The organism is Promicromonospora sukumoe 327MFSha3.1 (assembly GCF_000385135.1).
In the GTDB taxonomy this organism is placed as follows: Bacteria; Actinomycetota; Actinomycetes; order Actinomycetales; family Cellulomonadaceae; genus Promicromonospora; species Promicromonospora sukumoe_B.
In genome coordinates this window covers 153,590-179,000 of sequence record NZ_ARQM01000016.1, presented here as the reverse complement: position 1 = coordinate 179,000, position 25,411 = coordinate 153,590, and the positions used below count along the sequence as shown (strand labels likewise).

Sequence of the window (25,411 nt, the reverse complement as noted above, 5' to 3'; positions counted from 1 at the left end):
GCGCTGCGCCGGCCGGCTCAGGCGAACCGGCGGGAGAACTCCTCGACCAGCGTGGGGCCCGTGTCGCCGAGGCGCCACACGCTCCAGCCGTCCGCGGTGTACGAGCCCGACGCCGCGGTGGCCGCCGAGTCGGGGTGCCGGTAGCGCGCGCCGTTGGCCAGCTCGATGGCGCCGTCCGGCAGGAGCATCGCCTCGAAGTGCTGGTTGCGCCGCGGGCGCGACCACACGATCCGGGTGGGCGTGCCGATGCTGCGCGCCAGCGCCTCCAGGTCGGGGTCGTCCTCCTCCTCGAAGAGCATGGGCGTGCTCGCCCGGATGCTCTCGCCCGGCGGCACCGGGCGGGCGGGCGCCTCGGGGGCGCTCGTCGGGTACGGGTCGGAGGCGAACGCCGTCTGGCCGTAGCCGTCGTCGGGGCCAGCCAGGTAGCCGCCGGACTCCCAGGGGCTCTGCTCCACGACCACGGCGGCCACGCCGTCGGCGTAGGGCGACGCGTAGCCGTTCTGCTCGGCGTAGCCGTAGCCGCCCTGGTCGCCGTAACCGCCGGCGGCCTCCGCCGAGTAGTCGTACGCGGGCGCCGCGGCGGCGGGGGCGAACGACGACGGCTCGCGCTCGTACCGCGGCCGGGTGATCTCGAAGTCCGGGGGCTCGCTCTCGGCCGAGCCGCCGTAGGCGGGCGCCTCGTCGTACGGCGCGGGCTGCCAGAGGTTCTCCTCGACCGGCTGCGGCACGGGCGGGTGCGAGTACGGCGCGTCCGCCGCGGGCGGCGGCGGATAGGCCGGCTCCGCGGACGGCGTGGGGCCGGACGCCGGGTAGGCCGACGCCGGCTCGTCCGGCTGGCTGGACGCCGCGAACCGGTCGGTGCGCGAGCGGCGGCGCACCGCGGGCGCCGGCTCGGCCGGCGGCTCGGCGCGGGGTGCGGGCGGCGGCGTGGACGCGGCCGTGCCGGGCTCGCCGAGCGACGAGCGGCTCGCGGACAGACGCGGCGGCGTGCTCGGCGTCGGGCGGGACTCCGCGCCGGGGCGCACCCGGGAGACCGGGGCGCTCGGCGGCACGGCTGTGCTCGGCGCGGGCGGCGGGACGGGCGGGACCGGGGCGCTCGACGGCGCGGCGGGCTCGGGCTGGGCGGTCGGCACCGGGGCGGGCGCGGCCTCGGCCGAGGCGGCAGCGGCCTGCGCCCGGCGGCCCGCGCGGGTGCCCGCGCCGCGCAGCCCGGACCGGAGGCCGGTCGCCGCGTTGGTGGGACCGGCGGGCGGCGTGGGCGGGCCGTCGGCGACGGGCGGCTTGGGCGGTGCGGGGCGCTCGGCGCGGGACTGCGGCGCCTGCGCGACGACCGGCATCTTGCCCGTGAGGGCGTAGCCGACCTTGACGCCCTCCTCGAAGGCGTCCTTGGGTCCCGACGAGCCGCCGGTGACGCCGCCGGTCACGCCGGTGTCCATGGACGTGCTGACCGAGCCCTTCATCGAGCTCGTGATGGTGCCGCCGATCGGCGCCGACTTCGGGGCCGGCAGGCCGGGGGGCAGGTGCACCACCAGCGGCGACACGTCGAGGAACTTGCGGCCGTCGTTGGAGTTCACCACGCCCATCTTCAGCACCTCGACGGGCATCGAGGGCTGGCGCAGGAAGTCGACGGCGTTGAGGATCTCGTCGGGCGCGTTCTGGCAGATGATGATCAGCCGCGCGCCACCGCCGCCGTTCTTCCCGGCCTGCGTGCGCGTGATCGGCACGCTGTCGTAGAAGGCGGCGACGTCGTGCTGGAAGGAGCTGGCCCCGCCGCGGTAGCGCGCGGCGAGCTCGGCGCGGGTCAGGCGGCCGGCGGCGCCGGCGTGGTCCAGGGCCTTGGCGAGGTTCTCGCGGTCGAGGTCCGCCACGAGCTCCACGACGACGGGCGAGCCCGACGCGTCGAGGGCCAGCAGGTGGGGCTCGTCCGGGCCGGAGCCCTGCGCGATCGGGAAGACCTCTTCGCCGAGCAGTCCGTCGATGTGCGAGTCGACCACCTGGTTGGCCGTGGTCTTGAGACCTGGCTCCCCGCCGTCCGGGCCGTTCGCGGACGTCACGAGAAGTGGCCGCTGGGTATCGACCTCGAACAGTGGCATCTCGTGATCTCCCCGGGTCCTGCGGCATCGGTCCGCCTTAGCCTAAAGGCCGCGGGCAAGAGTCCGGAAACACGGGGGTGAAGGGTTAGTGAGACTTGTCCCCGGGTCGTGGCCCATCTAGGGTCCCGCCCATGACGAGCGCTGCGGCGTCGCTGCCGGCGCTGTGGCCGGTCCTGGTCGCCGGCCTCGTGGCCGGGTACGCGGTCGCGCTGCCCGTGGGACCCGTCGCGTCCTACCTCGTGGGGCTGGCCGCCCGGCACCCGTGGCGCGTGGGCGTGGCGGGCGCGCTGGGCGTCGCGACGGTGGACGGCGCGTACGCCCTGGTCACCGGCCTGTTCGGCACGCTGGTCGCCGACCTCGTGCGGCCCGTCGCGGGACCGCTGCGGATCGTGTCCGCCGTCGTGCTCGTGCTGCTCGCCGTCCACGGCGCGCTGACCGCCTGGCGCGAGCGGGCGGCGTCGGACGGCGAGACGCGCGCCGACCCGCTCACGGCGCCACGCGCCTTCGCGCGGTTCGTGGCGATCACCGCGATCAACCCGGGCACCGTGCTGTTCTTCGCCGTGGTCGTGACCGGCGGGGCGCTGATGCCCGACACGACGGCGGGCGGGAGCAGCGCGGTCGCCGCCGTCGTGTTCGGGCTCGCCGCGTTCGTGGCGTCGGCGTCGTGGCAGCTCGCGCTGGCCCTCGGCGGCACGCTCCTCGGGCGCGTGCTGTCGGGGCCGCGCGGGCGGCTGGGCACGGCACTGGCGTCGTCGGCCCTGATGGTGGTCCTGGCGGTCGTGGTGCTCGTCGGCTGACACCGTCCGGCCGCCCGACCGCCCGGCGGCTCAGGAGTGGCCGGTCTCCGACTCGTCGGCCGCGAGGCGCTCCTCGACCCGGGCGATCTTGCTGTCGATCTGCCCGGCGGCGGCACCCGGGCGGATGTCTGCCTTGATCACGAGCGAGACCCGGTGCCCGCCGCGCGCCACGGAGTCGGTCGCGCGCTGGATCACCGGCATCACCTCGTCCCAGGATCCCTCGATCTCGGTGAACATCGAGGTGGTCCGGTTCGGGAGACCGGACTCCCGGACGATGCGGACGGCCTCGGCGACCTGGTCGGCGACGGACTCGCCAGCGGTCATGGGGGCAACGGAGAACGCGAAGACGGCCATGGGTCCATCCTCCCCCACGGCGCACGTAGGCTCGACGCGTGAACGTCACCCTTCTCGCGGGCGGGGTCGGCGGTGCGCGGCTCGCGCACGGCCTCGATCTCGCGCTCGACGCCCCCTCCCTCACCGTCGTCGTGAACGTCGGCGACGACACCGAGCTGCACGGCCTGGCCATCTCCCCCGACATCGACACGGTCCTGTACACCCTCGCCGGGCTCAACGACGAGGAGCGGGGCTGGGGCCTGCGCGGCGAGTCGTACGCGACGCTGGCGGCCCTGAAGGAGCTGGGCGAGGACACCTGGTTCACGCTCGGCGACAAGGACCTCGCCACCCACATCGTGCGCACCGCGCGCCTGCGTCGCGGCGAGCCGCTGTCCGCCGTCACGGCGCTGCTGGCCCGCTCGATGGGGGTGCGCCCGCGCGTGCTGCCCGCCACCGACGACCGGCTCGCGACCCTCGTGGACACGCCGTCCGGGCGGCTCGGGTTCCAGGAGTACTTCGTGGGGCGGCAGCACGCGGACGCCGTGCTCGGCCTGCACTTCGACGGTGCCGACGCCGCCCGCCCGGCCCCCGGCGTGCTCGACGCCCTGGCCGCCGACCTCGTGGTGCTCGCGCCGTCCAACCCGTTCCTGTCGATCGAGCCGCTGCTCGCGGTCCAGGGCGTCCGCGAGGCGCTGACCGGGGCCCGCGGGCGCCGCGTGGCGGTCAGCCCGATCGTCGGCGGCCAGGCGATCAAGGGTCCGGCCGCCCAGATCCTCGAGTCGCTGGGGCACGAGGTCTCCGCCCTGGGCGTGGCCCGGATCTACGCCGGCCTCGTGGACGTCATGGTGATCGACGAGCGCGACGCGCACCTCGCCGGCCCCGTGGCCGACCTCGGCCTGACGGTGCACGTCACCGACACGATCATGGGCGGCGCGCCGGGCCGCGAGCGCCTGGCCCGCGAGCTGCTGGCGCTGGCGTGACGACGGCGCTGGTGCCCTTGCGCGACGGCGTCTCGGGCAAGTCCCGGCTCGCCGCCGTGCTCGACGCCGGGTCGCGGCGCCGGCTGGTGCGCGTGCTGGCGCGGCACGTGGTCTCCACGCTGCTCGCGGCCGACGGGATCGAGCGGGTGGTGGTGGTGACCGCGGACCCGGTGTTCACGCGCGAGACGCTGGCCGGCCTGGCGGTCGAGGTGCTGGAGCAGCCCGCGGACCGGCCGGGCCTGAACGGCGCGCTGGAGCACGCCCGGGAGGTACTGGCGGCGGACGGCACGGCGGGCGGCACGGCGGCGGACGGCACGGCGGGCGGCAGCGCGGCGGACGGCACGGCGGCGGGCGCCGCCGGGTCCCGCCTCCTGGTCGCGCACGCCGACCTCCCGGCCCTGACCCGTCAGGACGTGACGGCGCTCCTCGCGGAGACCGCCCCGGTGGTGATCGCGACGGACCGGTACAGATCGGGCACCAACCTGCTGCTCGTCCCCTTCGAGGGCGGGGTTTCTTCGCTTTCGGCGGTCGCAAAGGCGAGAAACCCCGCCCTCGAAGGGGAGGGTGGCTTCCGGTTCCGGTTCGGCGTCGGGTCCCTGGCCGCGCACCTCGACGAGGCCGCGGCCCACGGGCTGGCCGCGACGGTCGTGGACCGGCCCGGCACCGCCGTCGACCTCGACACCGCCGACGACTGGTCGCAGCTCCCGGACGAGGTCCGTGCCGCCGTGCGCCACGAGGTGCCGGAGCTGCTGTGACCCCGGCGGCCCCGGCCTAGCCCGAGGCCGCCTCCACCGCCGCCCGCAGCCCCCGGATCGCCCCCTCCAGCCGAGCGTCGGCGAGATTTCCGTAGCCGACGACGAGCACGGTCGACCTGGCCGACGGCGCCGCCTGGTACCGCCGCAGATCCACGAGCGCGACGTCGCGGGCCGCCCCCTCGCGGACGACGGCGGCAGCGTCGACGACGGCGTCGTCGGCCGCATCCGCCCCGGCCCGCGACCCGGCCCGCGACCCGACCCGCGCCCCGGCCAGGTCCACGGTCACGTGCATCCCGGCCGCGATGCCGCCGACCAGCGCGCCGGGCAGCTCGCGCTCCAGGCCGGCCAGCAGCGCGGCGCGGCGTCGGGCGTACCGGGTGCGGGCCGCGCGCAGGTGGCGCGCGTAGGCGCCGTCGGCCACGAACCGGGCGAGCGTGAGCTGGTCCAGCGTGGCCGGGCCCGGCGCGGGCCCGCGTCGCACGGAGACGTCGAGCACCGGGGCGCGCCAGCGCGGCGGGACCACCATCCAGCCGATCCCGAAGGCCGGGGCGAGGGTCTTGCTCGTGGAGCCGAGCAGCAGCACCCGGTCCGGGTCGAGGCCCTGCAGCGCGGGGACGGGGCGGCGGTCGTAACGGAACTCGGCGTCGTAGTCGTCCTCGATCAGCAGCCCGTCCACCTCGCGCGCCCAGTCGAGCAGGGTGGCGCGCCGGTCGTCCGACAGCGCGGCGCCGAGCGGGAACTGGTGGGCCGGGGTGAGCAGCGCGGCCCGGGCCCCGGTACGGGCGGCCTCGGTGCGCAGCCGCTCGGGCGAGATCCCGTCGTCGTCCACCGGGACGGGCACCGGGACCAGGCCCGCGCCCGTGGCGACGTCGCGGAGCGCGGCCCAGCTCGGGTCCTCGACCAGCAGGTGGGTGTGCCCGGCGGCGGCCAGGGCGGCCGCGATCCGGGACATGCCGTCGGCCGCACCCCGGGTGAGCACGACGGCGTCGTCGGGCCCGGAGACGACCCGCGACCGCCGCAGGTGGGTCGCGACCGCGGCGCGGGCGGCCGGGTGCCCGGCGGGCGGCTGCGCGCCGAGGTCCTGGTTGGTCGCCTCCGCGAGCGCGTCGCGAGCGGCGCGCACCCAGGCCTCGCGGGGCACGTGCCGCAGGTCGGGCACGCCAGGGGCGAGGTCGTGGGTGGCGCGGTCGGGAGCGCGTTCGAGCCCAGGGCCCCGAGCTGCGGGTCGAGCCTGTCGAGACCTGGTCTCGACAGGCTCGACCGACGACTGCCCGGGGGCGACCGCCGCCACCCGCGTCGCCGACCCGGTCCGCGCCTCCAGCACGCCCTTGCCCACCAGGTGCCCGTACGCCTCGGTGACCACCCAGCGGGAGATGCCGAGCGTGTCGGCGAGGGTACGGCTGGGCGGCAGCGCCGTGCCGGGCGCGAGGCGGCCGGAGGCGATGTCGCCGAGGATCGCCTGCTCCAGCCGCTGCCGCAGCGGACCGGGGCCGGGGAGCGGCGCGAGGAGCACGTCGGCGGCCGAATTGGTCTGGTCCGTGGCCATGGCATTGGACCGTAGCACCAGACCGATCCGCTCCTAGCGTGGTTGCTGCCGGGCGGGTGACCCCCGGTACCCCAGACCTCGGAGGAGCAGACCATGCAGTACCGCACGCTGGACAACGGGCACACGTCGTTCGAGGTGTCGACGCTGTGCCTGGGCACCATGTGGATGGGCACGCGGACCGACGAGGAGACGTCGTTCGCGATCCTCGACCGGTTCGTCGAGGCCGGGGGCACGTTCCTCGACACGGCGAACAACTACAACGACTGGGGCGACGGCTACGGCCGCGACTCGGAGGACGTGCTGGGCCGCTGGCTGGCCGCGCGCGGCAACCGGGACGACCTGCGGATCGCGACCAAGCTGGGTGCGGCGAAGAAGGACCCGGCGCTGCCGCTGTCGAACACGCCGCCCACCAACTTCCAGGGCCTGGGCGCCGCGACGGTCGACCGGGAGGCCCGCGAGAGCCTGCGCCACCTGGGCGTCGACCACATCGACGTGCTGTACGGGCACGTGGACGACCGGGAGACGCCGCTGGAGGAGACCGTCGGCGCGTTCGGCAAGCTGGTCGACGAGGGGATCGTCGGCATCCCGGGCATCTCGAACGTCGCGCTGTGGCGGGTCGTCGAGGCACGGGAGACCGCCGCCCGGCTCGGGGTCGCCCCGTACGGGGCGGTGCAGCAGTGCCACAGCTACCTGTACCCGCGCCCGCAGCCGATCCGGACCAACTGGGCCTCGCCCGAGCTGCTCGACTACGCCCGGTCCACCGGCACCGACGGCCGGCCGGGGCTCACGGTGCTGGCGTACTCACCGCTGCACCAGGGCGTGTTCACGCGGGACGACAAGCCCTTCTACGACGGCGCGGACCACGCGGGGTCCCGTGCCCGGATCGCCGAGCTCCGGGCCGTGGCCGCCGACCTCGGCGCCACCCCCAACCAGGTGGCGCTGGCGTGGCTGCTGGGCGGCGAGGTGCCGGTGGTCCCGGTGTTCGGGGCGAGCAGCGTGGCGCAGCTCGACGAGGCGCTCGGCGCGGCGGACCTGGTGCTCGACGACGAGGTGCGGGCCCGGCTCGACGCCGCCTGACGCCGGGTCACCACCCGCCGCGGTGCACCACCTCGTCCAGGGGCTTGCGCCGGCGGCGGGTGGGCGAGCCCTTGGCCCCGCCGTCGGCCGGGTGCCCGACGGCGACGACACCGGTGATCTCGTACTCGTCCGGGATGCCGAGCTCGGCGCGCACCGCAGGCACGTGCTCCGGCGGGACGCCGAAGAAGCAGGCGCCCAGCCCCTCGTCGACGGCGGTCTGCAGCATCAGCAGCGACGCCATGCCGACGTCGACGTGCCAGAACGGGACGGGCCAGCGGGCCTCGTCGAGGTCTTCCCAGCCCTTGTCGGGCTCCGCGTACCGCCGCAGGTAGGCGGCCTTGGACGCGAGCGCCAGCACGATCACGGGCGCGGTGCGCATCCCGGAGAGCCACGCCGACATGTCGCGTCCCGAGCGCTCCGAGTCCTGCGGCGTGGACGCCGCCCAGAACCGGTCCCGGTCCGGGGCGGTGTCCAGCACCACGAACGCCCAGCCCTGGCTGAACCCGGCGCTCGGCGCCCGGACGGCGTTGCGGGTGATCCGGTCGACGGCGTCGGCGGCCACGGGCTGGTCGGTGAACCTGCGGTGCATCCGCCGCGTGCGCACGACGTCCTGAAACTCCATGGGCGCATTCTCCACCCCGTGAGGGCGTTCTTCACCCACTCAACAGTTGTCGATCTCGGACTCCTCGGGAGCGCAGAGCACAATGGCGTAGGGGATGTTCAACACACTCTCTGTGCCGCGACCCTCGGACGAGTATCGAACGATCAGCTCGTCGGCCGAGGCGCTCTCCTCCGACGACCGGGACCCTTCGATGACCAGCCATCCCGGTTGGTCGTCGCAATGCCGCGTGAGCTCTTGCCGCGCCGGATCGAACCCGGCGGCCTCGAGCGTCACGCGATCGTTGCCGAACCCGTTCATCTGGTCAGAGACGGAGAATGCCGAGATCTTCAACGTAGATCCAGCCGGCGCCTCCACCGACTCGATCGTGGCCGAAGGGGTCTGTGCGTCCACGATGCACAGGGGTATGTCGCCGAAGGTCATGGCCTCGTGAACACTCATGTCCGGGATGACGGACCGCACGGCCGTACCCGGGTACTCCACCTGCGGTGGCGGGGATCCCTGGCAACCGGCCAGTACCCCCACCACCGCAACGGTCAGAACGTGGCGCTTCCGGATCAACTGGTCCTCGCTACCACCTGGGGCGCACTGACCCAACTCTTGCCGTTGCTCCCACAAAGACGTGAAGGCCCTGTGAACTTGAAGGCCAGCGACGCCTTTGTACCCCAACCCGCCTGGGCGGTCAGCTCAGCGTGCACCTTGACCGCTCCAGAGATCGTTGCGTTCTTCTCGGTTTCCTTCGTGTAGGTACCGCTGGACTTTGTCACGCACGTCGTCCAGTTCTTTCGAGGAACATTCGTGAGGCCCGAGAAGATGTCAGTTATTGCTTCGGGCCTTGACCTGGTGATCTTTCCGGTGCACGAATTCTTGTAGTCGCGATAACGCACAGTGTTCGTGTGATAGTAAACCGCCCGGTACGGCCCGTCCTCACCGCTCACAGTGGTCTTCTTCGCGAGCGTCCCGCTCATCTTCCACCCGGAGGAGCCCTTGATCGCGACACCTAGCGTGTGGGAGAGATCGCGAGACTGCTTTGCGGTCACCGCGACGTTGGTTGTCCCCTGGGACAACGCCCAGCGCTCTCGAGCGGTGTGCGTGGTCGCGGAACGGACCGTGTCGCATATCGGCTCGAGCGGCGCGAATTCTGCCGACTTGTAAGCCGCAAGCCGTTGATCGAACACGGCGCTACGCGTCTCTACCGCAGTGGTCGTCTGTTCTTGAGCTGCGCCCGTGTCGACCGGATCAAAATCACTGTCGACCATGGAATCCACATCGATCGAGCTGTCCTTGACCTGGCCGGACTCCAGATCGACCGAGACATCCAGACCTTCTCCGGACTCGCTGGTCGCCGTGGTCCATCCAGCAGGCTCCCTGACCAGCGAGAAGGACCATGTCGCCTCGGCGGTGTCGTCTGCGATCAGCAGGTCGACGTCGACCTGGCCCGAATCATCGATGTAGTCCACGGGGACCTTGTCGAGATCGACCGAGATCGAATAGTCACCCGACGTCGCCGACTTCGCTGCCGCGAGCGTGACCATGCGAACGGCACCCTCATCGGGAATCTTGTCGAGAACCGCACCCTCTGGCCACGCGACAGCAAGGATGTCTGCCACGGCAGGCGACCCAGCACGTGTGACCGTGCCAGAAACCACAACGTGACCGCGGTCGGCGACCGGGTCGGCAGCATCACCCACCTCAGCATCGGCAGACGCCGACACGCCCCCGCCCGTCAGGACGAGGACGAGCGCGAGGCCCCCTGTCAGCACACGGCTACTTCTTCCAGCACCCATCAGCTGCACTCCCCCATACCAGCGCCCCGCAGTACGGCCTGCACTTCAGGCCTTGATGAACGTAAAAGAATCATCCAGAAGTGTCAATGAAACCGCTTGCCGTGCGGATGGTCCGCCGATCCGGACCCCCTCGTTCGGCGTCCCACGAAACTGGTTGCCTGGCGACCACCTGCCCGCCAGTCTGAACCACATGACTCTTCAGGCGATCGAGCAGGCGACGCTGCCGTACGGGAACTTCGAGGGGTACCTCCACGGGTCGGAGGTGTCCGTCATCTTCGAGAAGGTGGCCCAGGACGGCACCGGCCCCCGGCTGCACCGGCACCCCTACTCCGAGACCTTCGTGATCCGCTCCGGCCGGGCACTGTTCACGGTGGACGGCAAGGAGTTCGAGGCCGTGGGCGGCCAGATCCTCGTGGTCGAGGCGATGGTGCCGCACAAGTTCCGCACCCTCGGCGCGGACCTCTACGAGGCGGTGCACATCCACGCGAACGACCGCTTCGAGACGGAGTGGCTGGAGTAGCCCCTACAGCCGGTCGGCGATGACCTCCAGCAGCGACTTGCCCTCGACGCCCATCAGGTCCAGCGCCTGGGTGCGGCACGAGAAGCCGTCGGCCAGGTAGGTGGTGCCCGGGGCGGCGTCCCGCAGGGCCGGCAGCAGCGCGTTCTCCGCGACCGCCACCGACGTCTCGTAGTGCCCCTTCTGCATGCCGAAGTTGCCGGCCAGGCCGCAGCAGCCGGCGAGCACCTCGATCTGCGCGCCGCCCTGCTCCAGCAGGGCCTGGTCCGCCGCGTACCCCATCACGGAGTGCTGGTGGCAGTGCGGCTGCACCACGGCGGAGACGTCGGCGAGCGAGGGCAGCTCCCAGTCGTCCGGGGTGTCGTCCGAGGTCAGCAGCTCGGCCGCCGTCCGCGTCATGCGGGCAACGGCTTGCGCGCGCGGGTCGTCCGGGAACAGGTCGAGCAGGTCGGAGCGCAGCACCGCGGTGCAGGACGGCTCCAGGCCCATGATCGGGATGCCGTTCACCGCGTACGGGCCCAGCACCTCCAGGAGCTTCAGGAGCCGACGGCGGGCGCCGTCGAGCTGACCGGTGGAGATCCAGGTCAGGCCGCAGCACGCCTGCTCGTCGGGCACGATGACGTCGAACCCGGCCGAGGTCAGCACCTTCAGCGCCGCCTGGGGCACCGTCGGCGAGAGCGCGTCGCTGAACGAGTCGGTCCACAGCACGACCTTGGGCTTGGTCGCGAGCCGCGCCGCCGTCCGGCCCTCGCGCCCCGGCTCGCCCGTCACCGGCAGCCCGGGAACGCCGTGCGTCGCGCCGCCGCGCGCCCACCACTGCCGGAACGGCACCTCGGCGAACCTCGGCATCGACCGGCGGGTGTCCATGCCGCCCGCCCACAGCACGGCCTTGCCGATCCACTTCACGCCCAGCAGCGCGTTGACCAGCTCGGGGACGGCGCCCGCGAGCCGGGCCCAGCGCGGCAGCCAGCCGAGGGCGTAGTGGTCGACGGGGCGCAGCTTGCCGCGGTAGGTGCGGTACAGAACCTCCGACTTGTACTGCGCCATGTCGACGCCGGCCGGGCAGTCGCTGGAGCACGCCTTGCACGACAGGCACAGGTCGAGCGACTCGCGGACCTCGGGCGCCGACAGGCCGCCCACGAGGGTTCCGTTGACGGCCTCCTGCAGCACGCGGGCGCGCCCGCGGGTCACGTCCTTCTCGTCCTTGGTGGCCTGGTAGCTGGGGCACATGAAACCGCCCGCGGCCGAGTTGTCGGCCCGGCACTTGCCCACGCCCACGCAGCGGTGCACGGCCGTGGTCAGGTCGTTGTGGTCGTGCGCGAACGAGAAGCCCTCGTACCCGGACTTGCGCCGCACGCCGTGCCCGGCGCCCTTGCCCACCAGCGGCAGCTTGGTGCGCACGGGGGCAGCGGCCGGCCGCCGCAGGTCGGCGTCGACGGCCCGCGGCCGCACGACGACGCCCGGGTTGAGCACGTCCTTCGGGTCGAACAGGGCCTTGAACTGCTCCAGCAGCGCGATGGCCTCGGGCGAGTAGATCAGCGGCAGCAGCTCGGACCGGGCCCGGCCGTCGCCGTGCTCGCCGGACAGCGACCCGCCGTACCGGGCCACCAGCTCTGCCGCCTCGGTCATGAAGGTGCGCAGCACCGAGCCCGACGTCTCCAGCGGGATGTCGATGCGCAGGTGCACGCAGCCGTCGCCGAAGTGCCCGTACGGCAGCCCGTCCACGCCGTACCGGTCCATGAGCGCCTGCAGGTCGCGCAGGTACGGGCCGAGCTTCTCGGGCGGCACCGCCGAGTCCTCCCAGCCGGGCCAGGCCTGCTCGCCCGCGGGCGTGCGGCCGGCCAGGCCGGCGCCGTCGGCCCGGATCTGCCACATCTTCGTGGCGTCCGGCCCGGCGGGCAGCACCGTCGAGTCCAGCGCGGACGACGACGCGACGATCGCGTCCGCGCGGCCCAGCGCCTCGGCCTGCGACGAGCCGCCCACCTCGATCATGAGCCAGCCCGTGACGTGCGGGTCGTCCGCCCCGGGCAGGGGCGGCACCGACGCGGCGCCCTTGGCCCGGCGCACGACGTCGACCAGGCGGGCGTCGAGCCCCTCGATCGCGAGCGGCTTGTGGTCCAGGAGCCGCGGGACGTCGTCGGCCGCGGTGGCCATGTCGGGGTAGCCGAGAACGACGAGCGTCGGCGCGCCGGGCACCTCGACCAGGTTGAGCTCCGCCTCCAGGACGGTGACGACCGTGCCCTCCGTGCCCACGAGCGCGCGGGCGAGGTTCGATCCGTTCTCGGGCAGCAGGTGCTCCAGCGAGTAGCCCGACACCTGCCGGCCGAACCGCCCGAACTCCGTACGGATCAGCGCGAGGTTGTCCCGGACCAGCTCCTTGAGGCCGGGCACGTCGGCGAACTCGGAGTCGCCGGAGCCGGCGGTGAACCGCCGCCCCGTGCCGTCGACCACGTCGAGCGAGACCACGTTGTCGGCGGTGCGGCCGTAGGCGACGGCGTGCGGGCCGCACGCGTTGTTGCCGATCATGCCGCCGAGCGTGGCTCGGTTCTGGGTGCTCGGGTCGGGGCCGAACCGCAGGCCGTGCGGCTTGGCCGCGGCCTGGAGGGTGGACATGACCGTGCCCGGCTGCACACGCGCCGTGCCGCGCTCTGGGTCGATCGAGAGCACCTGGTTGAGGTGGCGCCCCAGGTCGATGACGACGCCCGGGCCCACCGAGTTGCCGGCGACGGACGTGCCGGCGCCGCGCGCCGTGACCGGGATCGACAGCTCGCGCAGCGCCCCGAGCGCGGCGACGACGTCGTCGGTGCTCTCCGGGAAGAGCACGGCCTCGGGGACCACGCGGTAGTTCGACGCGTCGGTGGAGTACTCCGCGCGGCGGCGCGTGCTCGTGTCGACCTCGCAGCCGACGACGGTGCGCAGCGCGTCGGCGACCGCCGTGCGGGCGGCCTCGGCGGCGTGGCTCGCCTCCTGGCGCGCGGTGTCGCGCCGCTGCTCGCTCTCGGCGCGGCGGCGTTCCGCCTCCTCGGCGGCGCGGGCCTCGGCCTGCTCCCGCGCGGTGCGGGCGGCGTCGGCGTCGTCTGCGGTGTGACCCTTGTCGTTCATGCCGTTCAGGGGTCGGGCGTCGTGGGTCTGCGGTGGCACCTCGCGATTCTCGCACCACGAGCCGCCGGATCGCGTCAGGCGTTCACGGGCGCGTGCCGCGCCCGTGAACGCCCGGACGAGGTCAGCCCTCGAAGGTGACGTCCAGCGTGATCTGGCCCACGCCGGTCAGCGCCTTCGAGATCGGGCAGCCGACCTTGGCGGCCTCGGCCGCGGCCTTGAAGCCCGCCTCGTCGATGCCGGAGGCGAACCCGCGCACCGTCAGCGCGCTCTTGCTGATGTGGAGGCCGCCGGCCGGGTCCGGCCCGAGGGTCACCACGGCGGTGACCTCGATCTGCTCCGGCGTGGCGCCGGCCTGGCCCAGCTCGTTCGTGAAGGCCATCGTGAAGCATGACGAGTGCGAGGCGGCGAGCAGCTCCTCGGGGCTGGTGACGCCGTTCGCCTCCTCGGCGGCGCGCGCCGGGAACGACACGTCGTACGTCCCTACGCCCGACGACGAGAGCTCGACCTGGCCCGAGCCCTCCTGGAAGGTGCCGTTCCAGGCGGTGCGAGCGGTACGTGCTGGCATGGTGCACTCCTTGAATATCGCGGTGCGACCTCGGACGAGGCCCTGCGTGCCCGACCCTACGACGCCCGCCCGGCGGTCGCGTCACGGCGTGAAGTCGAGCGCCTCCTCGTCCACGGCCAGCACGGTCCAGCTGCTGCCCGCGGCGTCGGCCAGGTCGTACGCGGGCACCACCAGCACCGCGCCGTCCGGCAGGGTGTAGCGCACCTCGGTCAGCTCGGCCGACACGATCGTCACGTCCTCGACCGGCCAGGCGATCGGGCCGCCGGGCGCGGGTGACGGCCCGGCGTCCCCGTCGGGCGCGGCCTGCCGGGCGCCAGGCGCCGTGCCCGCGAACCGGGGGTCGCCCAGGCGCTCCACGGCGTCCTCCTCGCTGACCACCGGGTACTCGCCCAGGCTCTCGCCCGCGGCGGTGCGCACCTCCGCGGTCCGCGGCGTGTCCGTCAGGCCGACGCCCGCGTGGAACACGAGCCGCGTCGCGGAATCGAGGTCGCCGCCCGCGGTGAGCGGCTCGACACCCTCGGACTCCGCCGCGGCCCCGGACTCGTCCGGCGCCCCCATGACCGACGGGCCGTCCTCGCGGGCCTCCGGCTCCGCCCCGGACTCGGCCCCGCTGTCCAGCGCGGCGGGCACGGCCCCCGACCCGGACTCCCCGAGCAGGTAGCCGCCCCCGCCCACCGCGACGACGCCGGCCACGGCAGCCGCCACCAGCCACGGTGTCCGACGACGGCGCCGCCGCACCGCGAGCTCGTCCACGGACGGCGTGGCAGGTGCCGGGACCGCCGCGGGCTCCGACACCGCCGGTTCCGGCAGCGGCAGCCGCCCGCCCGACCCGGCGATCAGCGCGTCGACCTTGGCCCGGAGCACGTCGTCGGCCGGACCGGGCGCGCGCCGCGCCGGGTCCGCCGCCGTCAGACGGTCGAACGCCTGGTCCTCCGGTCGCTGGTGCTCGTTCATCGCTGTCCCTCCGTGCCGTGCCCGGCTGCGCGCCGCGCACACCCTCCATATGTGCTCATGCGTCCACCGCTTGCTCGTGGGCGTCCCACGCCTCGCGCAGGCGGGCCCGCGCCCGGGACAGCGCCGCGTCGGCGCCGCCGCGGGAGACGCCGAGCACCTGGGCCAGGTCGTCGCCCGACAGCCCGTCCCAGGCGACGAGCAGGAGGATGCGCCGGTCGCGCGGGGACAGCAGGGACAGGACCTGCCGCACGGCGTCGTCGTCCACGGCGAGCGTCGCGGGGTCCACGTCGTCGGGCTCGTCGGGCACGATCGCGACGGGCAGCGCCCGCATCTTGCGCCGGTGGTTCGCCAGCACGTAGCCGGCTGTGCGGTAGAGCCAGGGCAGCTCGGCGGCGTCGGGCACGTCGTCGCGCCGGCGCCACGCGGTGGCGAGCACCTCGGCGGCGAGGTCCTCGGCGTCGGAGGCGCGGCCGCCGTCGGGCAGCCGTCGCACGAAGTAGGAGTAGAGGGCGCGCGAGTGCGCGTCGAAGAGCGCGCCGAACCAGGCCTCGTCGTGCTGCGGCGGTTCGTCGTGCGGGGCGCCGGGGCTGTCGTCCACGCCCTCACTCTGTCGTGAATGCCGGCTTCCTTGCACCCCCGGACACGAGAGGACCCTGGCGGGCGACTTGCCCCGCCAGGGTCCTCCGATCAGGCCGGCTCAGGTCAGCAGGCGCCCAGGTCCTGCCACACGCCCCACTCACCGGTGGTGCCGGGCGTCTCGCCCTGCGTCCACCACTTGGCCCGCCACTCGTGGCCGCCGTGCGACACGGTGTTGCCGCCCACGTACGTCGACGACGCGCTCCACGCGGCCGAGGCGCAGGCCTCCTCCGGCGGGTCGGTCGGGTCGGTGGGCGGGTCGGTCGGATCCGTCGGCGGGTCGGTCGGGTCGGTCGGACCGCCGCCCTCGATCGGACCCGGGTTCCCGGAGCCGAGCACGTTCCACAGGGCGCCGGTCAGCGCGCCGGAGCGGTCACCCGAGAGGTCCCACCACATGGCGCCGCCGAGCCCCTCGGACCGGATGTACTGCGCCTTCTTGGCGACCGACTGGTCGTTGTCGTACGACCACCACGTGTTGCCGTCGTGCCGCCAGGCGGCCCCGAGGTCGGCGTCGTAGTAGCCGGTGCCGACGTTCTTGATCACGTCGTAGTCGTTGATCCCCGCCTCCCACTGGCCGGGGGCGGCACCGGTCGCGGTGCCCCACGCGTCGGAGGACGACGCGCCGGTCCAGCCGCGCCCGTACATCGCGAGGCCGAGGCCGAGCTGCGCCGGGGCGATCCCGGCGTCGGTGTACGACTTCACCGCGAGGTCCGCGCTGAACTGCCGGGCCTCCTCCCGCGGGTCGGCCGGGTCGTGGTACAGGTTGCCCTGGTGGCCGGTCAGCGCCGGGTCCCAGGCGCCGTGCAGGTCGTAGCCCTGGACGTTGCCGAAGTCGAGGGACTCGAAGATCTCGGGGTCGTTCCAGCCGCCGTCCTCGATGTCGGCCGGGTTGGCCGGCAGGAACGCGGACAGCTCGTAGTCCTTGCCCGTCTGGGCGCCGACGGCGTCGAGCTGCTCCCGGAACTCGGCGAGCAGGAGCTTGAAGTTGCGCGCGTCGTTCGCCTCGTCGACGTGGTTGCCCACGTTGCCGTTCTGCGAGCCGGGCCACTCCCAGTCGATGTCGAACCCGTCGAAGACGCCGGCGGCGGCACCGGCGCCGCCGCGGCCGTCGATCACCGGCAGGTTGCCCTTGATGAACATGTTCACGCAGCTGGAGACGAACTTCTCGCGCGAGGCGTCGGTCGCGGCGGCCAGCGAGAAGTTCTTGGACCAGGTCCACCCGCCGATCGACATCATGACCTTGAGGTCGGGGTGCTTGGCCTTGAGCTGCTTGAGCTGGTTGAACGAGCCGGCCAGGGGCTGGTCCCAGGTGTCGGCGGCGCCGGAGACCGAGTTGGCCGCCGTGTAGCCCATGCCGTAGTCGGCCCAGGCGTCGCCCGCGCCGTCGGACCCGTTGGGGCCCTCGCCCTGCGCCTTGTTGGCCTCGAAGCACTCGAGGTTCTGGTGGTGGATGTTGGCGAACGCGTAGTTGATGTGGGTCAGCTCGTCGGCCACGCCGGACGTGTCGATCTGCTTGACCTGGTAGCCCCGGCCGTACACGCCCCACTGCGTGAAGTAGCCGACGCTGCGGAAGCCGTTGATGGCGGAGCTGCTCGCCCCGGCGGCGGCGGGCTCGGCCTCGGCCGCGTTCGCCTCGCGCATGCTGGCGCCCGCCACGACGGCGGAAGCCGCCACCGCGAGCGCGGCCACCCCCGCGAGTATCCGTCGGGTGGTCTTACTGGCGCCTGATAGCGGTTCGTACGTCGAGTCCATCGTCTTCCCTCTCTGGTCCGGGCACTGCTCCGGTAACGGTGGTCGCGCTGGTCACGCTCCGTTAAAAGTAAGGAAACCTGCGTTAACGGGAAATAAGGGGATTCCACACGGTGGGACTACGTAGTGGTAAGGGGCGAACCGCGCGCTGTTGTTACGGTGTGAAACCTTCGCCACCGAAACAACTTCGTGCGGTATCAGGTACCCGGCACACCCGGGGTGGGGCAGGATCCCAGTCCCGGGGCCGGATCGCACCAAAAGTCGCACGCTCAGGTTGATGCGGGTGAAACGTGTGGAGGTCATACTTGCGAGCACCGTGAACGAATCCGGGAGGCTCGATGATGACCGCGCTGCCGCAGCAAGTCGTTTTTCCGCTCCCCCTCGGTGACCGCACCGTGGCCCCTCACGTCGCGTGCGAGCTCACGCGCGTGGTGGGTGACGAACCTGGATGTGTGGACCAGACAGCACGGATGCTCGACGACGAGCATCTGGTCGGGACGGCGCTGATGCCGGACCCGCTGCCTGCCGCACGTGCGGTCCGAGAGGCCGTAGGCCCGCTCGGCCTCGACGACGAGGCACGCCGTGTGCTGCTCGTCGCCGCAGTCGCCGTGGTGGACCGCACCGAGCTGTTGCTCGCCGCATCGGGCACAGACATCGACACCCTCATGGCCGGCCCCGCCGGCCGCCACCTCCATCTCGTGGGCGGCCGGTTCCGCTTCCACCATCCGCGCGTGCGCTCCGTGGTGCACGACGACGCCGACCTCGCCTCGCGCACCGCCGCCCACGTGGCGCTGGCCGAGGTGCACCGCAAGGCCGACGAACCGCTCATCGCCATGTGGCACACGGCCCTGAGCACGCTCGCGGGCGATCCCCTGCTGGCGGACGGCCTGGTCGAGCTCGCCGAGCAGCACCTGGCGCGCGGCGACGTGCACCGGGCGCACGAGGTGGCGCGCGAGGCCGCGAGCCACGGCACCGACCGGGTTCGGGCGCGCGCCTTCGCGGTGGCCGGCCGGGCCGCGCTGTGGGCGGGACACGTGCACGACGCCGTCGTCTACCTCCGGCGCGCGACCAGTCCCGCCGACACCGGCTCGTCCGCGGCGGGAGCGCCCGACGCCGCGCGCTCGCTCGGCGTGGCGCTGGCGCTGCTGGACGGGCGGCCGGACGCCGTCGTCCCGGAGGACGCAGCCGGGCCCGACCGGGCCGCGATCGCCGCCGCCCGCAAGACGATCCGCCTGCTCGACGGCGCGCCCGGCGAGGCCGCCGCGATCCTGTCCGAGGTGGCGGAGCTGGCGCCCGCGCGCCCGCCGGGCTGGTGGTTCGACGGGCCCGACGAGGCCCTGACGCCGCTCGCGGAGGCGCACCTGCGGGTGGCGCAGGCCTACCTGGCGCTGCGCCTCGGCAACATCACCGGGGCCGCCTCGGTGCTCGACGACGCCGTGGAGCGCCTCCCCGTGGCCCTCGCCTTCGGCGGGCTCGGGATCGCGCTGGCCAGGCGCCTCGACCTGGTGCGGGACGGGCACCTGCGCCGGCCGACCACGGCGCTCGAGGCGTCGGTGCCCGGCCAGGTCGCGCCGGTCGTGCGGGCGGCGACGCTCGGCGACCGGGCCCAGACCGCCGTCTTCGACGGCCGCTGGGTGGAGGCCGCGACCCTGCTCGGGCTCGCCGCCGAGCGCGGCGGGGACGAGCTGCGCCGGCTCTGGCTGCCCACGCCCGACCCGGTGGAGCTGCTGGTGCTCGCCGGGCAGGACCGGGCCGCTCGCCGCTCGCACGAACGCCTGCGGCTGCGCGTACTGCCGTCCGTCGGCGGGGACGCGGCCGGGAGCTATCCGGCCGGGGCCGGCCACGCCGGGCCGGGGCACGCGGTCTCGGGCACGAACGGCGCGGGACTCGCCGGGTCCGGCATGGCGAGCGCGGGCTTCGCCGGCGGCCCGATGCGCCGTCGCCGTCTCGACCTGGCGCGCGCCGAGCTCGCGCTGGCCGACGCGTCGGGCGTAAACCGGGCGCGCGAGCAAGCCGTCGAGGCGTCGCTCCGCGTGGGCTCCACGTTCGAGCGCGGCCTCACGGAGCTGGTGGCCGCGCGTGCCTTCGCCCGGCTCGGCCTGCCCGGCGACGCCGCCGCGCACCTGCTCGGCGCGCACGAGCTGTTCGAGGAGTCCGGCGCCAAGGCCTGGGAGCACATCGCCGAGCAGGCGCTGACCACGCCCGGGTTCGTGCGGGAGGCGCCGGCCCGCCAGGCGAGCCCTCCCCCGCCGCCTGCCGCGGCGTCCGCCCCGGTCCCCACGCAGCCGCGGGACGAACCGGCGGGCGCCCCGGTGGTCGACGTCGGCGAGGAGCTGTGCGGGCAGTGGACCGACCTGCTCACGGAGCGCGAGCTGGACGTCGCGCGGCTGGTGGTGCAGGGCCGGACCAACCGGCAGGTCGCGGCCAGCCTCTACGTGTCGGTACGGACCGTGGAGGTGCACCTGGGGCGGGTCTTCCGCAAGCTCGGGGTGCGGTCCCGCACGGAGCTGGCTGTGCTGGCGCTGCGGGGGTAGGCGCGGCGGGGGCAGGCCCCGCGGCGTCAGGCCTCCAGCAGGATGGTCACCGGCCCGTCGTTGACCAGCTCCACCTGCATGTCGGCGCCGAACCGGCCGGTCTCGACCGTCAGGCCGCGCTCGCGCAGCGCGGCCACGACGGCGTCCACGAGCGGTTCGGCGACCGGCCCCGGCGCCGCCTGGTTCCACGTGGGGCGGCGCCCCTTGCGGGCGTCGCCGTAGAGCGTGAACTGGCTGACGACGAGCACCGACGCGCCGACGTCGGCCACCGACTGCTCGTCGTGCAGGATCCGCAGGTCCGCGATCTTGCGGGCGACGGTCTCGACCTGGGCCGGGCCGTCGTCGTGCGTGACGCCGACCAGTGCCAGGACGCCGGGCTTGTCGATGGCGCCCACGACCTCGCCGTCGACCGTCACCGAGGCCCGGGTGACGCGCTGGAGCACCGCCTTCATCGACGGCCCTCGGCGTAGGCGTCCGCGAAGACGGCGCGGACCTCGCCGACCGGGCGTCCGCCGCCGAGCACGGGCACGCGGCCCAGCCCGTCGAGCCCGCCCGGGTACACCCCCGGCAGGCCCGCCGCCCCCGCGGCACGCAGCGCGGCGGCGAGGATGGCGGGGCGGGCGCGGGCGGAGCCGTCGAGCACCTTGAACGCGAGCGCGGAGCCGTCGGGCAGGCCGGCCGCGTAGACGCCCTCGGCGCCGTCCTTCGCGACCAGGCCCGGCACCGCCTGCATGGCGAGCGTGACGTCACGGCCCGTGCCGCCCACCATCTCGGGGTGCGCGGAGATCGCCCGGGCGGCGCGCGCCTCGTGCGAGCGGACGTCCTCCGTCGGCGCGGCGCCCAGCGTGGAGAACGCGCGCGCCAGGCCGAGCAGCGTCGTGGAGAACAGGGGCGCGCCGCAGCCGTCGACCGTGGTGTGCATGACGAGCTCGGCGTCGCCGGTCAGCTCCAGGATGGTGCTGCGGACCGCGCGCTGCAGCGGGTGCTCGGGCGACAGGTAGGTCTCGATGTCCCAGCCCTGCGTGAGGCAGGTCGCGAGCATCGCCGCGTGCTTGCCCGAGCAGTTCTGCGCGAGCGGCGCCGGGCCCGGACCGCCGTCGTGCGGGGCGATGTGCCAGTCCAGCGCGGCCGGCGCGTAGAGCGGCAGGTCAGGGGTGTTCCGCAGCGCGCCGGAACCGAGGCCCACGGAGCCCAGGATCTGCAGCACGCCCTCCAGGTGGAACTGCTCGCCGTTGTGGCTGGCCGAGGCCAGCGCGAGCAGGCGGTCGGGCAGCTCCAGGCCGGCGCGCAGCATCGCGAGGAGCTGCAGCGGCTTGAGCGACGACCGCGGCCAGATCGGCGCGGTCGGGTTGCCCACCTGGACCACGGGCCGGCCGGACGGGTCGAGCACCACGAGGTGGCCCAGGTGCACCGACTCCACGATGTCGCCGCGGATCACCTCGGCCAGGGGGGCGGCGTCGGGACCGGCGTCCATCGGGGCGGTCACCATCCGCCCTGCGGTCCGCGCGGCTTGTTGCCGGTGCCGTACGGCTGCAGGCGGGGGCGCACGTCGGCCCAGTACACGATGGCCGGGACCACCGCGATCACGTTGAGGAACGAGCTGGCCGTGATGAAGCTCGGCGGCAGCCCGAGCAGGCCGAAGACCGCCGCGACCCCGAGGATCGCGAGCCAGATCGGCTTCGAGAGCTTGCCCTCGGACTTGTAGGCGTGGGCAGGGCGACGGATCGCGTCGACCAGGGCGATGACCTGGACCGCGAAGACGATGACGCCCAGCACGATGAAGACGAACGTCTGGAGAGCTCCGAACACACCACGAGCCTACGGCAAGCTCGGCCGCGAATCGCCTGGTCCGGACACCCGCGCGGGGGCCGGGTCCACGGCCGCTACAGCTCCGGCAGCGCCTCGCGGGCCTCGCCCGGGCCGGCGCCCGACGCCTCCAGGGCGTCGACGACCGGCGAGCGCAGCAGCATCACCAGGGACTGGACCTGCCAGTCGCCCTCGCCCACGGTCCGCGGGTCCAGCTGGGCGGCCAGGGCCGTCAGCAGCTCGCGCCCGCGAGCGCCGTCGCCCCCGGAGCCGAAGTCGGAGGCGAGAAGCCGCACGCCGGACGCGAAGCCCTCGACCAGCCCGGCGACCGGCTGGACGTCGTGGTCCCCCTCGACCACCGGGAGCACGCGGCGCGCCAGCACTCGCACGGACCGCATCACCCGGTCCACGAGCACCGCCTGCGCCTCCAGCCGGGCCAGCTCGCCGCGGTGGATGCGGCCCACCGAGATCCGTGCCAGCTCGCGGGCGTCGCGGGCCGCCTCCTGCCACTCGGCGAGCACCGGCTCCGAGGCGCGGCCGCGCACGAGCGCCGCGCGGACGTCGTCGACGTCGTCCGAGCGCATGCCCCGGGCGAGCGTCTCCAGGGTCTCGGCCAGCTCGGTCACGGCGCGCTCGGCGAGCGCCCGCGGACGACGCCGGGTGTCGCCCGGTGTGAGGAGCGCGACCGTGAGCGCGACGGCGCCGCCGACCAGGGCGTCGGTCCACCGCCCGAGCGGCCCGCCGGACACCTGCGGCAGGCCCACCACGATGATCGCCTGGACCCCCGCCTGCGTGACCAGCAACGCGCCGCGGTCGATGAACCGGGCGGCGACGGCGGAGATGAACAGCACCAGGCTGAGCTGCCACCAGCCCGAGCCGATCAGGTGCACGATCAGGTCGCCCATGGCGACGCCGACCGCCACGCCGACGGCCATCTCGGAGACCCGGCGCACGTCGCGCTGCGCGGTGAAGCCGAGCAGCACCCAGGCCGCGACCGGCGCGAAGAAGGGCTGCTCGTGCCCCAGCACGTACCGCGCGATCAGGTAGGCGACGCCGGCGGCGAGCGAGGCCTGCGCGATCGGGATCAGGCTCGCCCGCGCCCGGGTCCAGCCCTGCCGCAGCCGGGTGCGCAGCATGAGCGTGCGCATGGCCTTGCGCCACATCTCGTCGGCGGGGCCGGGCAAGGAGGTCACGGAGGCATCTTGCCACCCGCCCCCACGGGCGGGTCAGATGAGGCTGGCCGGCCCGCGCAGTCCCTTGGTGAGGGGGCCGTGGGACTCGGGGCGGTCCACCGACATGCCGTCGCCCGGGACGATGATCTCCTGCGCCGCCGTCACCTCGATGGCCTGCCCCGAGACGTCGCCGGACACCATCAGCTCGGCGTCCTCCGGGACGTTCCGCTTGAGCACGGCCAGGCCGATGGGCCCCAGCTCGTGGTGGCGTGCCATCGAGGTCAGGGTGCCGACCACCTTGCCCGGCGCACCGTCCACCCCGGGCAGGCGCACCTCGGCCCCCGCCTCCGGGAGCAGGTGCTGGGAGCCGTCGAGGTGCAGCATCACGAGCCGGCGGGGCGGGCGGCCGAGGTTGTGCACCCGGGCGACCGTCTCCTGGCCGCGGTAGCAGCCCTTGTTGATGTGCACGGCGGTGCGCAGCAGGTCGAGCTCGTGCGGGATGGTCCGCTCGTCGACCTCGCGCGCCTGGCGCGGGCGCCAGGCCTCGACCCGCAGGGCCTCCGTGGCCCACGTGCCGGCGAGCGGCCAGCCGGCGGCCTCGCGGGCCGCGACCTGCGCCTCCAGCTCGGCGCGCGGCACCAGCACGAGCCGCCACGGCCGCATCGCGCCCGGGTGCTCGCCCTCGGCCGGGCCGTACCGCGTGCCCCCGCCGACGACGTTCGGCCAGGCGTCGTGCCAGGTGACCGGCTCGCCCTCCGCGCCCTCGGCGGCCACGGGCTCGCCGATGGCCGCCCACTCGTCCGTCGCGTCCGTGATCTCGACGCGCAGCATGAACTTCATGCGGTCGAGCCAGCCGGCCAGGCCGGGCGCCGACTCGCGCTCGGTGATCAGCCAGGTGGCCTCGCCGTCGTCCACCACGCCCGCGACGTGCTCGATGTGGCCCTGCGGCGACAGGACGAGCAGCTCCGTGCTGGTCCGGGGCGCGAGGTCCTCGAGCTGCTGGGAGGTGATCGAGTGCAGCCAGCTCAGCCGGTCGGGGCCGGCCACGCGGACGATTCCGAGGTGCGACTGGTCGACGACGGCCCCGCCGCGCGACAGCGCGCGCTGCTCGGCCGTCGGGTCGCCGTAGTGCCAGGCGACCCCGGCGTCGGGCCCGGCAGCGGCGACCGCGCCGCGCCGGCTCAGCAGGGGGCTCTCGTAATCCATGCTCACCTCAGGTGCAGCGTCGGGAACGGGCGGGGCATTCCCGCCGGGGTTCGGTTACTGCCGGTCCAGCTCGGCCGAGGCGTACGAGCGCAGCGGCTCGCCGAACGCCGCGAGCTCCTCGACCCACAGCAGCCGGCCCTGCACCAGGCCGTACAGCCGCTTGGAGGCGCGCACCTCGGACGCCGTCGACGTCCGCGCGATCGCGTCCGAGGCGAGGTCGATCCGCCCGTTGCCCGCGGCGCCGATGTAGACGGTGATGCGCCCGGAGGCGTCGGCCACGAGCACCTCGAGCGCGTGCTTGTTCTCCTCGAGCCCCTCGGGGCGGTCGGTGGACACGCGCCAGTAGCCGGTCTCGGTGGACCAGACGGTGCCGGCCTCGCCGACCTCGGCGGTCTCCGGTGCCTCGGCCTCGGCGTCCGTCGGGTCCGCCACGGGGGCCGGCCACTCGCCGTCGTCGGGCAGCTTGTCGGGGACGACGCTCTCCAGGACCCGCAGCGTGGACTCGAACCGCAGGTAGGGGCCGCCGTCGTGGTCGAAGACCAGGTCCTGCACGAAGGTCTTCTTGCCGACGCCGGGGTAGTCGATCACACCCTCGCCGCGCCAGCGGCCGACCAGCCAGGCCAGCGGGTACACCTCGGGCGAGAGGCCGTCCGGGAAGGTGAACGTCATCAGCGCTGGCCGGTGTACAGCTTGTAGACGACGTAGCCGGCGAACCAGGCGACCGCGACTGCGACCGCCACGATGAGGCCGGTGAAGATGAGCTCAAGGGCGTGGATCGACATGGTGCCGATCCTAACGTCCACCGCCTACAGTCGGCCCATGCGCCAGCTCGTGATCAAGACCACCTCAGGCCTGGACCGCCCCGAGGCCACCAACCAGGCCTTCACCGTGGCGGCCGCGGCCGTCGCATCGGGTGCGGAGGTGAGCCTGTGGCTCACCGGCGAGTCCGCCTGGCTCGCGCTGCCCGGACGTGCGGCCGAGCTCGAGCTGGAGCACGCGACGCCCCTGCCCGACCTGATCGAGGTGATCCTGTCGGCCGGGACGGTCACGGTCTGCACCCAGTGCGCGGCGCGCCGCGACATCACCGAGGCGGACGTGCTGCCCGGCGTCCGGATCGCGGGCTCGGCCCTGTTCACCGAGGAGATCCTGCGCGACGGCGCCCAGGCGCTCGTCTACTGACCGG

Annotated in this window: 24 protein-coding genes; 7 read left to right on the top strand and 17 right to left on the bottom strand. The window is 74.1% G+C overall.

Annotation, left to right across the window (positions count from 1 at the left end; translation table 11 throughout):
- Window positions 1–17: 17 nt before the first annotated feature.
- Window positions 18–2,093 (bottom strand): hypothetical protein, encoded by a 2,076-nt coding sequence (locus H291_RS0125805; RefSeq protein WP_157237351.1) that lies wholly within the window; start codon window positions 2,091–2,093, stop codon window positions 18–20.
- A gap of 131 nt (window positions 2,094–2,224) precedes the next feature.
- Here H291_RS0125805 and H291_RS0125800 point away from each other — a divergent pair, with 131 nt between their 5' ends.
- A complete protein-coding gene (locus H291_RS0125800) occupies window positions 2,225–2,890 on the top strand; it encodes a LysE family translocator (RefSeq protein WP_020017922.1) in 666 nt (221 codons plus the stop codon).
- Between the two features lie 30 nt (window positions 2,891–2,920).
- On the opposite strand, the gene H291_RS0125795 is transcribed toward H291_RS0125800, so the two are convergent.
- Complete coding sequence (locus H291_RS0125795; protein ID WP_020017921.1) at window positions 2,921–3,244, bottom strand: thiamine-binding protein; 324 nt, start codon at window positions 3,242–3,244, stop codon at window positions 2,921–2,923.
- Window positions 3,245–3,282: 38 nt separating this feature from the next.
- On the opposite strand from H291_RS0125795, the gene cofD reads away from it, so the two are divergent.
- Both cofD and H291_RS0125785 read left to right on the top strand, forming a co-directional pair.
- A complete protein-coding gene (cofD, locus tag H291_RS0125790; protein WP_020017920.1) occupies window positions 3,283–4,203 on the top strand; it encodes a 2-phospho-L-lactate transferase in 921 nt (306 codons plus the stop codon).
- Window positions 4,200–4,958 carry an NTP transferase domain-containing protein gene (locus H291_RS0125785; RefSeq protein ID WP_020017919.1) on the top strand — a complete coding sequence of 253 codons (759 nt, stop codon included), beginning with the start codon at window positions 4,200–4,202 and terminating at the stop codon, window positions 4,956–4,958. The genes cofD and H291_RS0125785 overlap by 4 nt, the downstream gene beginning before the upstream one ends.
- A 16-nt stretch (window positions 4,959–4,974) precedes the next feature.
- Here H291_RS0125785 and pdxR read toward each other — a convergent pair whose 3' ends face one another.
- On the bottom strand, window positions 4,975–6,504 hold the full coding sequence (gene pdxR / locus H291_RS0125780; protein ID WP_020017918.1) for a MocR-like pyridoxine biosynthesis transcription factor PdxR: 1,530 nt from the start codon (window positions 6,502–6,504) through the stop codon (window positions 4,975–4,977).
- A 93-nt stretch (window positions 6,505–6,597) separates the two neighbouring features.
- Between pdxR and H291_RS0125775 the strand changes: the two genes are divergently transcribed.
- A complete protein-coding gene (locus H291_RS0125775) occupies window positions 6,598–7,581 on the top strand; it encodes an aldo/keto reductase (protein WP_020017917.1) in 984 nt (327 codons plus the stop codon).
- A gap of 7 nt (window positions 7,582–7,588) precedes the next feature.
- Here H291_RS0125775 and H291_RS0125770 read toward each other — a convergent pair whose 3' ends face one another.
- The 3 genes from H291_RS0125770 to H291_RS0125760 all read right to left on the bottom strand — a co-directional run bounded on the left by H291_RS0125770 (window position 7,589) and on the right by H291_RS0125760 (window position 9,963).
- Window positions 7,589–8,203 (bottom strand): nitroreductase family protein, encoded by a 615-nt coding sequence (locus H291_RS0125770; RefSeq protein ID WP_020017916.1) that lies wholly within the window; start codon window positions 8,201–8,203, stop codon window positions 7,589–7,591.
- 39 nt (window positions 8,204–8,242) lie between these two features.
- Window positions 8,243–8,641: a hypothetical protein gene (locus H291_RS0125765; RefSeq protein WP_157237350.1), complete on the bottom strand. Its 399-nt coding sequence runs from the start codon at window positions 8,639–8,641 to the stop codon at window positions 8,243–8,245.
- A gap of 116 nt (window positions 8,642–8,757) precedes the next feature.
- The gene (locus tag H291_RS0125760; RefSeq protein ID WP_020017914.1) at window positions 8,758–9,963 is read right to left on the bottom strand and encodes a hypothetical protein; all 1,206 of its coding nucleotides are present in this window, start codon (window positions 9,961–9,963) and stop codon (window positions 8,758–8,760) included.
- A gap of 214 nt (window positions 9,964–10,177) precedes the next feature.
- Here H291_RS0125760 and H291_RS0125755 point away from each other — a divergent pair, with 214 nt between their 5' ends.
- Entirely contained in the window at window positions 10,178–10,507 is a 330-nt protein-coding gene (locus H291_RS0125755) for a cupin domain-containing protein (RefSeq protein ID WP_020017913.1), read from the top strand.
- Window positions 10,508–10,510: 3 nt separating this feature from the next.
- Here H291_RS0125755 and H291_RS0125750 read toward each other — a convergent pair whose 3' ends face one another.
- The 5 genes from H291_RS0125750 to H291_RS0125730 all read right to left on the bottom strand — a co-directional run bounded on the left by H291_RS0125750 (window position 10,511) and on the right by H291_RS0125730 (window position 17,450).
- A complete protein-coding gene (locus H291_RS0125750; RefSeq protein WP_020017912.1) occupies window positions 10,511–13,606 on the bottom strand; it encodes an FAD-binding and (Fe-S)-binding domain-containing protein in 3,096 nt (1,031 codons plus the stop codon).
- 121 nt (window positions 13,607–13,727) lie between these two features.
- Window positions 13,728–14,171 (bottom strand): OsmC family peroxiredoxin, encoded by a 444-nt coding sequence (locus tag H291_RS0125745; protein ID WP_020017911.1) that lies wholly within the window; start codon window positions 14,169–14,171, stop codon window positions 13,728–13,730.
- An 81-nt stretch (window positions 14,172–14,252) separates the two neighbouring features.
- Complete coding sequence (locus H291_RS0125740) at window positions 14,253–15,125, bottom strand: hypothetical protein (protein WP_026366140.1); 873 nt, start codon at window positions 15,123–15,125, stop codon at window positions 14,253–14,255.
- 55 nt (window positions 15,126–15,180) lie between these two features.
- Window positions 15,181–15,723, bottom strand: coding sequence for an RNA polymerase sigma factor (locus H291_RS0125735; protein WP_020017910.1), 543 nt, complete (start codon window positions 15,721–15,723; stop codon window positions 15,181–15,183).
- A 104-nt stretch (window positions 15,724–15,827) separates the two neighbouring features.
- A complete protein-coding gene (locus H291_RS0125730) occupies window positions 15,828–17,450 on the bottom strand; it encodes a glycosyl hydrolase family 18 protein (protein ID WP_020017909.1) in 1,623 nt (540 codons plus the stop codon).
- Window positions 17,451–17,962: 512 nt separating this feature from the next.
- Between H291_RS0125730 and H291_RS0125725 the strand changes: the two genes are divergently transcribed.
- A complete protein-coding gene (locus tag H291_RS0125725) occupies window positions 17,963–20,044 on the top strand; it encodes a helix-turn-helix transcriptional regulator (RefSeq protein WP_157237349.1) in 2,082 nt (693 codons plus the stop codon).
- 26 nt (window positions 20,045–20,070) lie between these two features.
- Here the strand turns inward: H291_RS0125725 and dtd are convergent, their stop codons facing one another.
- The 6 genes from dtd to H291_RS0125695 all read right to left on the bottom strand — a co-directional run bounded on the left by dtd (window position 20,071) and on the right by H291_RS0125695 (window position 24,897).
- Window positions 20,071–20,496, bottom strand: coding sequence for a D-aminoacyl-tRNA deacylase (dtd, locus tag H291_RS0125720; RefSeq protein WP_020017907.1), 426 nt, complete (start codon window positions 20,494–20,496; stop codon window positions 20,071–20,073).
- The gene (locus H291_RS0125715) at window positions 20,493–21,533 is read right to left on the bottom strand and encodes an asparaginase (protein WP_020017906.1); all 1,041 of its coding nucleotides are present in this window, start codon (window positions 21,531–21,533) and stop codon (window positions 20,493–20,495) included. Before H291_RS0125715 ends, dtd begins: the two co-directional genes overlap by 4 nt.
- Window positions 21,527–21,853 (bottom strand): DUF2516 family protein, encoded by a 327-nt coding sequence (locus H291_RS0125710; protein ID WP_020017905.1) that lies wholly within the window; start codon window positions 21,851–21,853, stop codon window positions 21,527–21,529. The genes H291_RS0125715 and H291_RS0125710 overlap by 7 nt, the downstream gene beginning before the upstream one ends.
- A 74-nt stretch (window positions 21,854–21,927) precedes the next feature.
- The gene (locus H291_RS0125705; RefSeq protein WP_157237348.1) at window positions 21,928–23,043 is read right to left on the bottom strand and encodes an FUSC family protein; all 1,116 of its coding nucleotides are present in this window, start codon (window positions 23,041–23,043) and stop codon (window positions 21,928–21,930) included.
- A 33-nt stretch (window positions 23,044–23,076) separates the two neighbouring features.
- On the bottom strand, window positions 23,077–24,228 hold the full coding sequence (ygfZ, locus tag H291_RS0125700) for a CAF17-like 4Fe-4S cluster assembly/insertion protein YgfZ (protein WP_020017903.1): 1,152 nt from the start codon (window positions 24,226–24,228) through the stop codon (window positions 23,077–23,079).
- A gap of 54 nt (window positions 24,229–24,282) precedes the next feature.
- A complete protein-coding gene (locus H291_RS0125695) occupies window positions 24,283–24,897 on the bottom strand; it encodes an FABP family protein (RefSeq protein WP_020017902.1) in 615 nt (204 codons plus the stop codon).
- A 150-nt stretch (window positions 24,898–25,047) separates the two neighbouring features.
- Between H291_RS0125695 and H291_RS0125685 the strand changes: the two genes are divergently transcribed.
- Entirely contained in the window at window positions 25,048–25,407 is a 360-nt protein-coding gene (locus tag H291_RS0125685) for a DsrE family protein (protein WP_020017900.1), read from the top strand.
- Window positions 25,408–25,411: the final 4 nt, after the last annotated feature.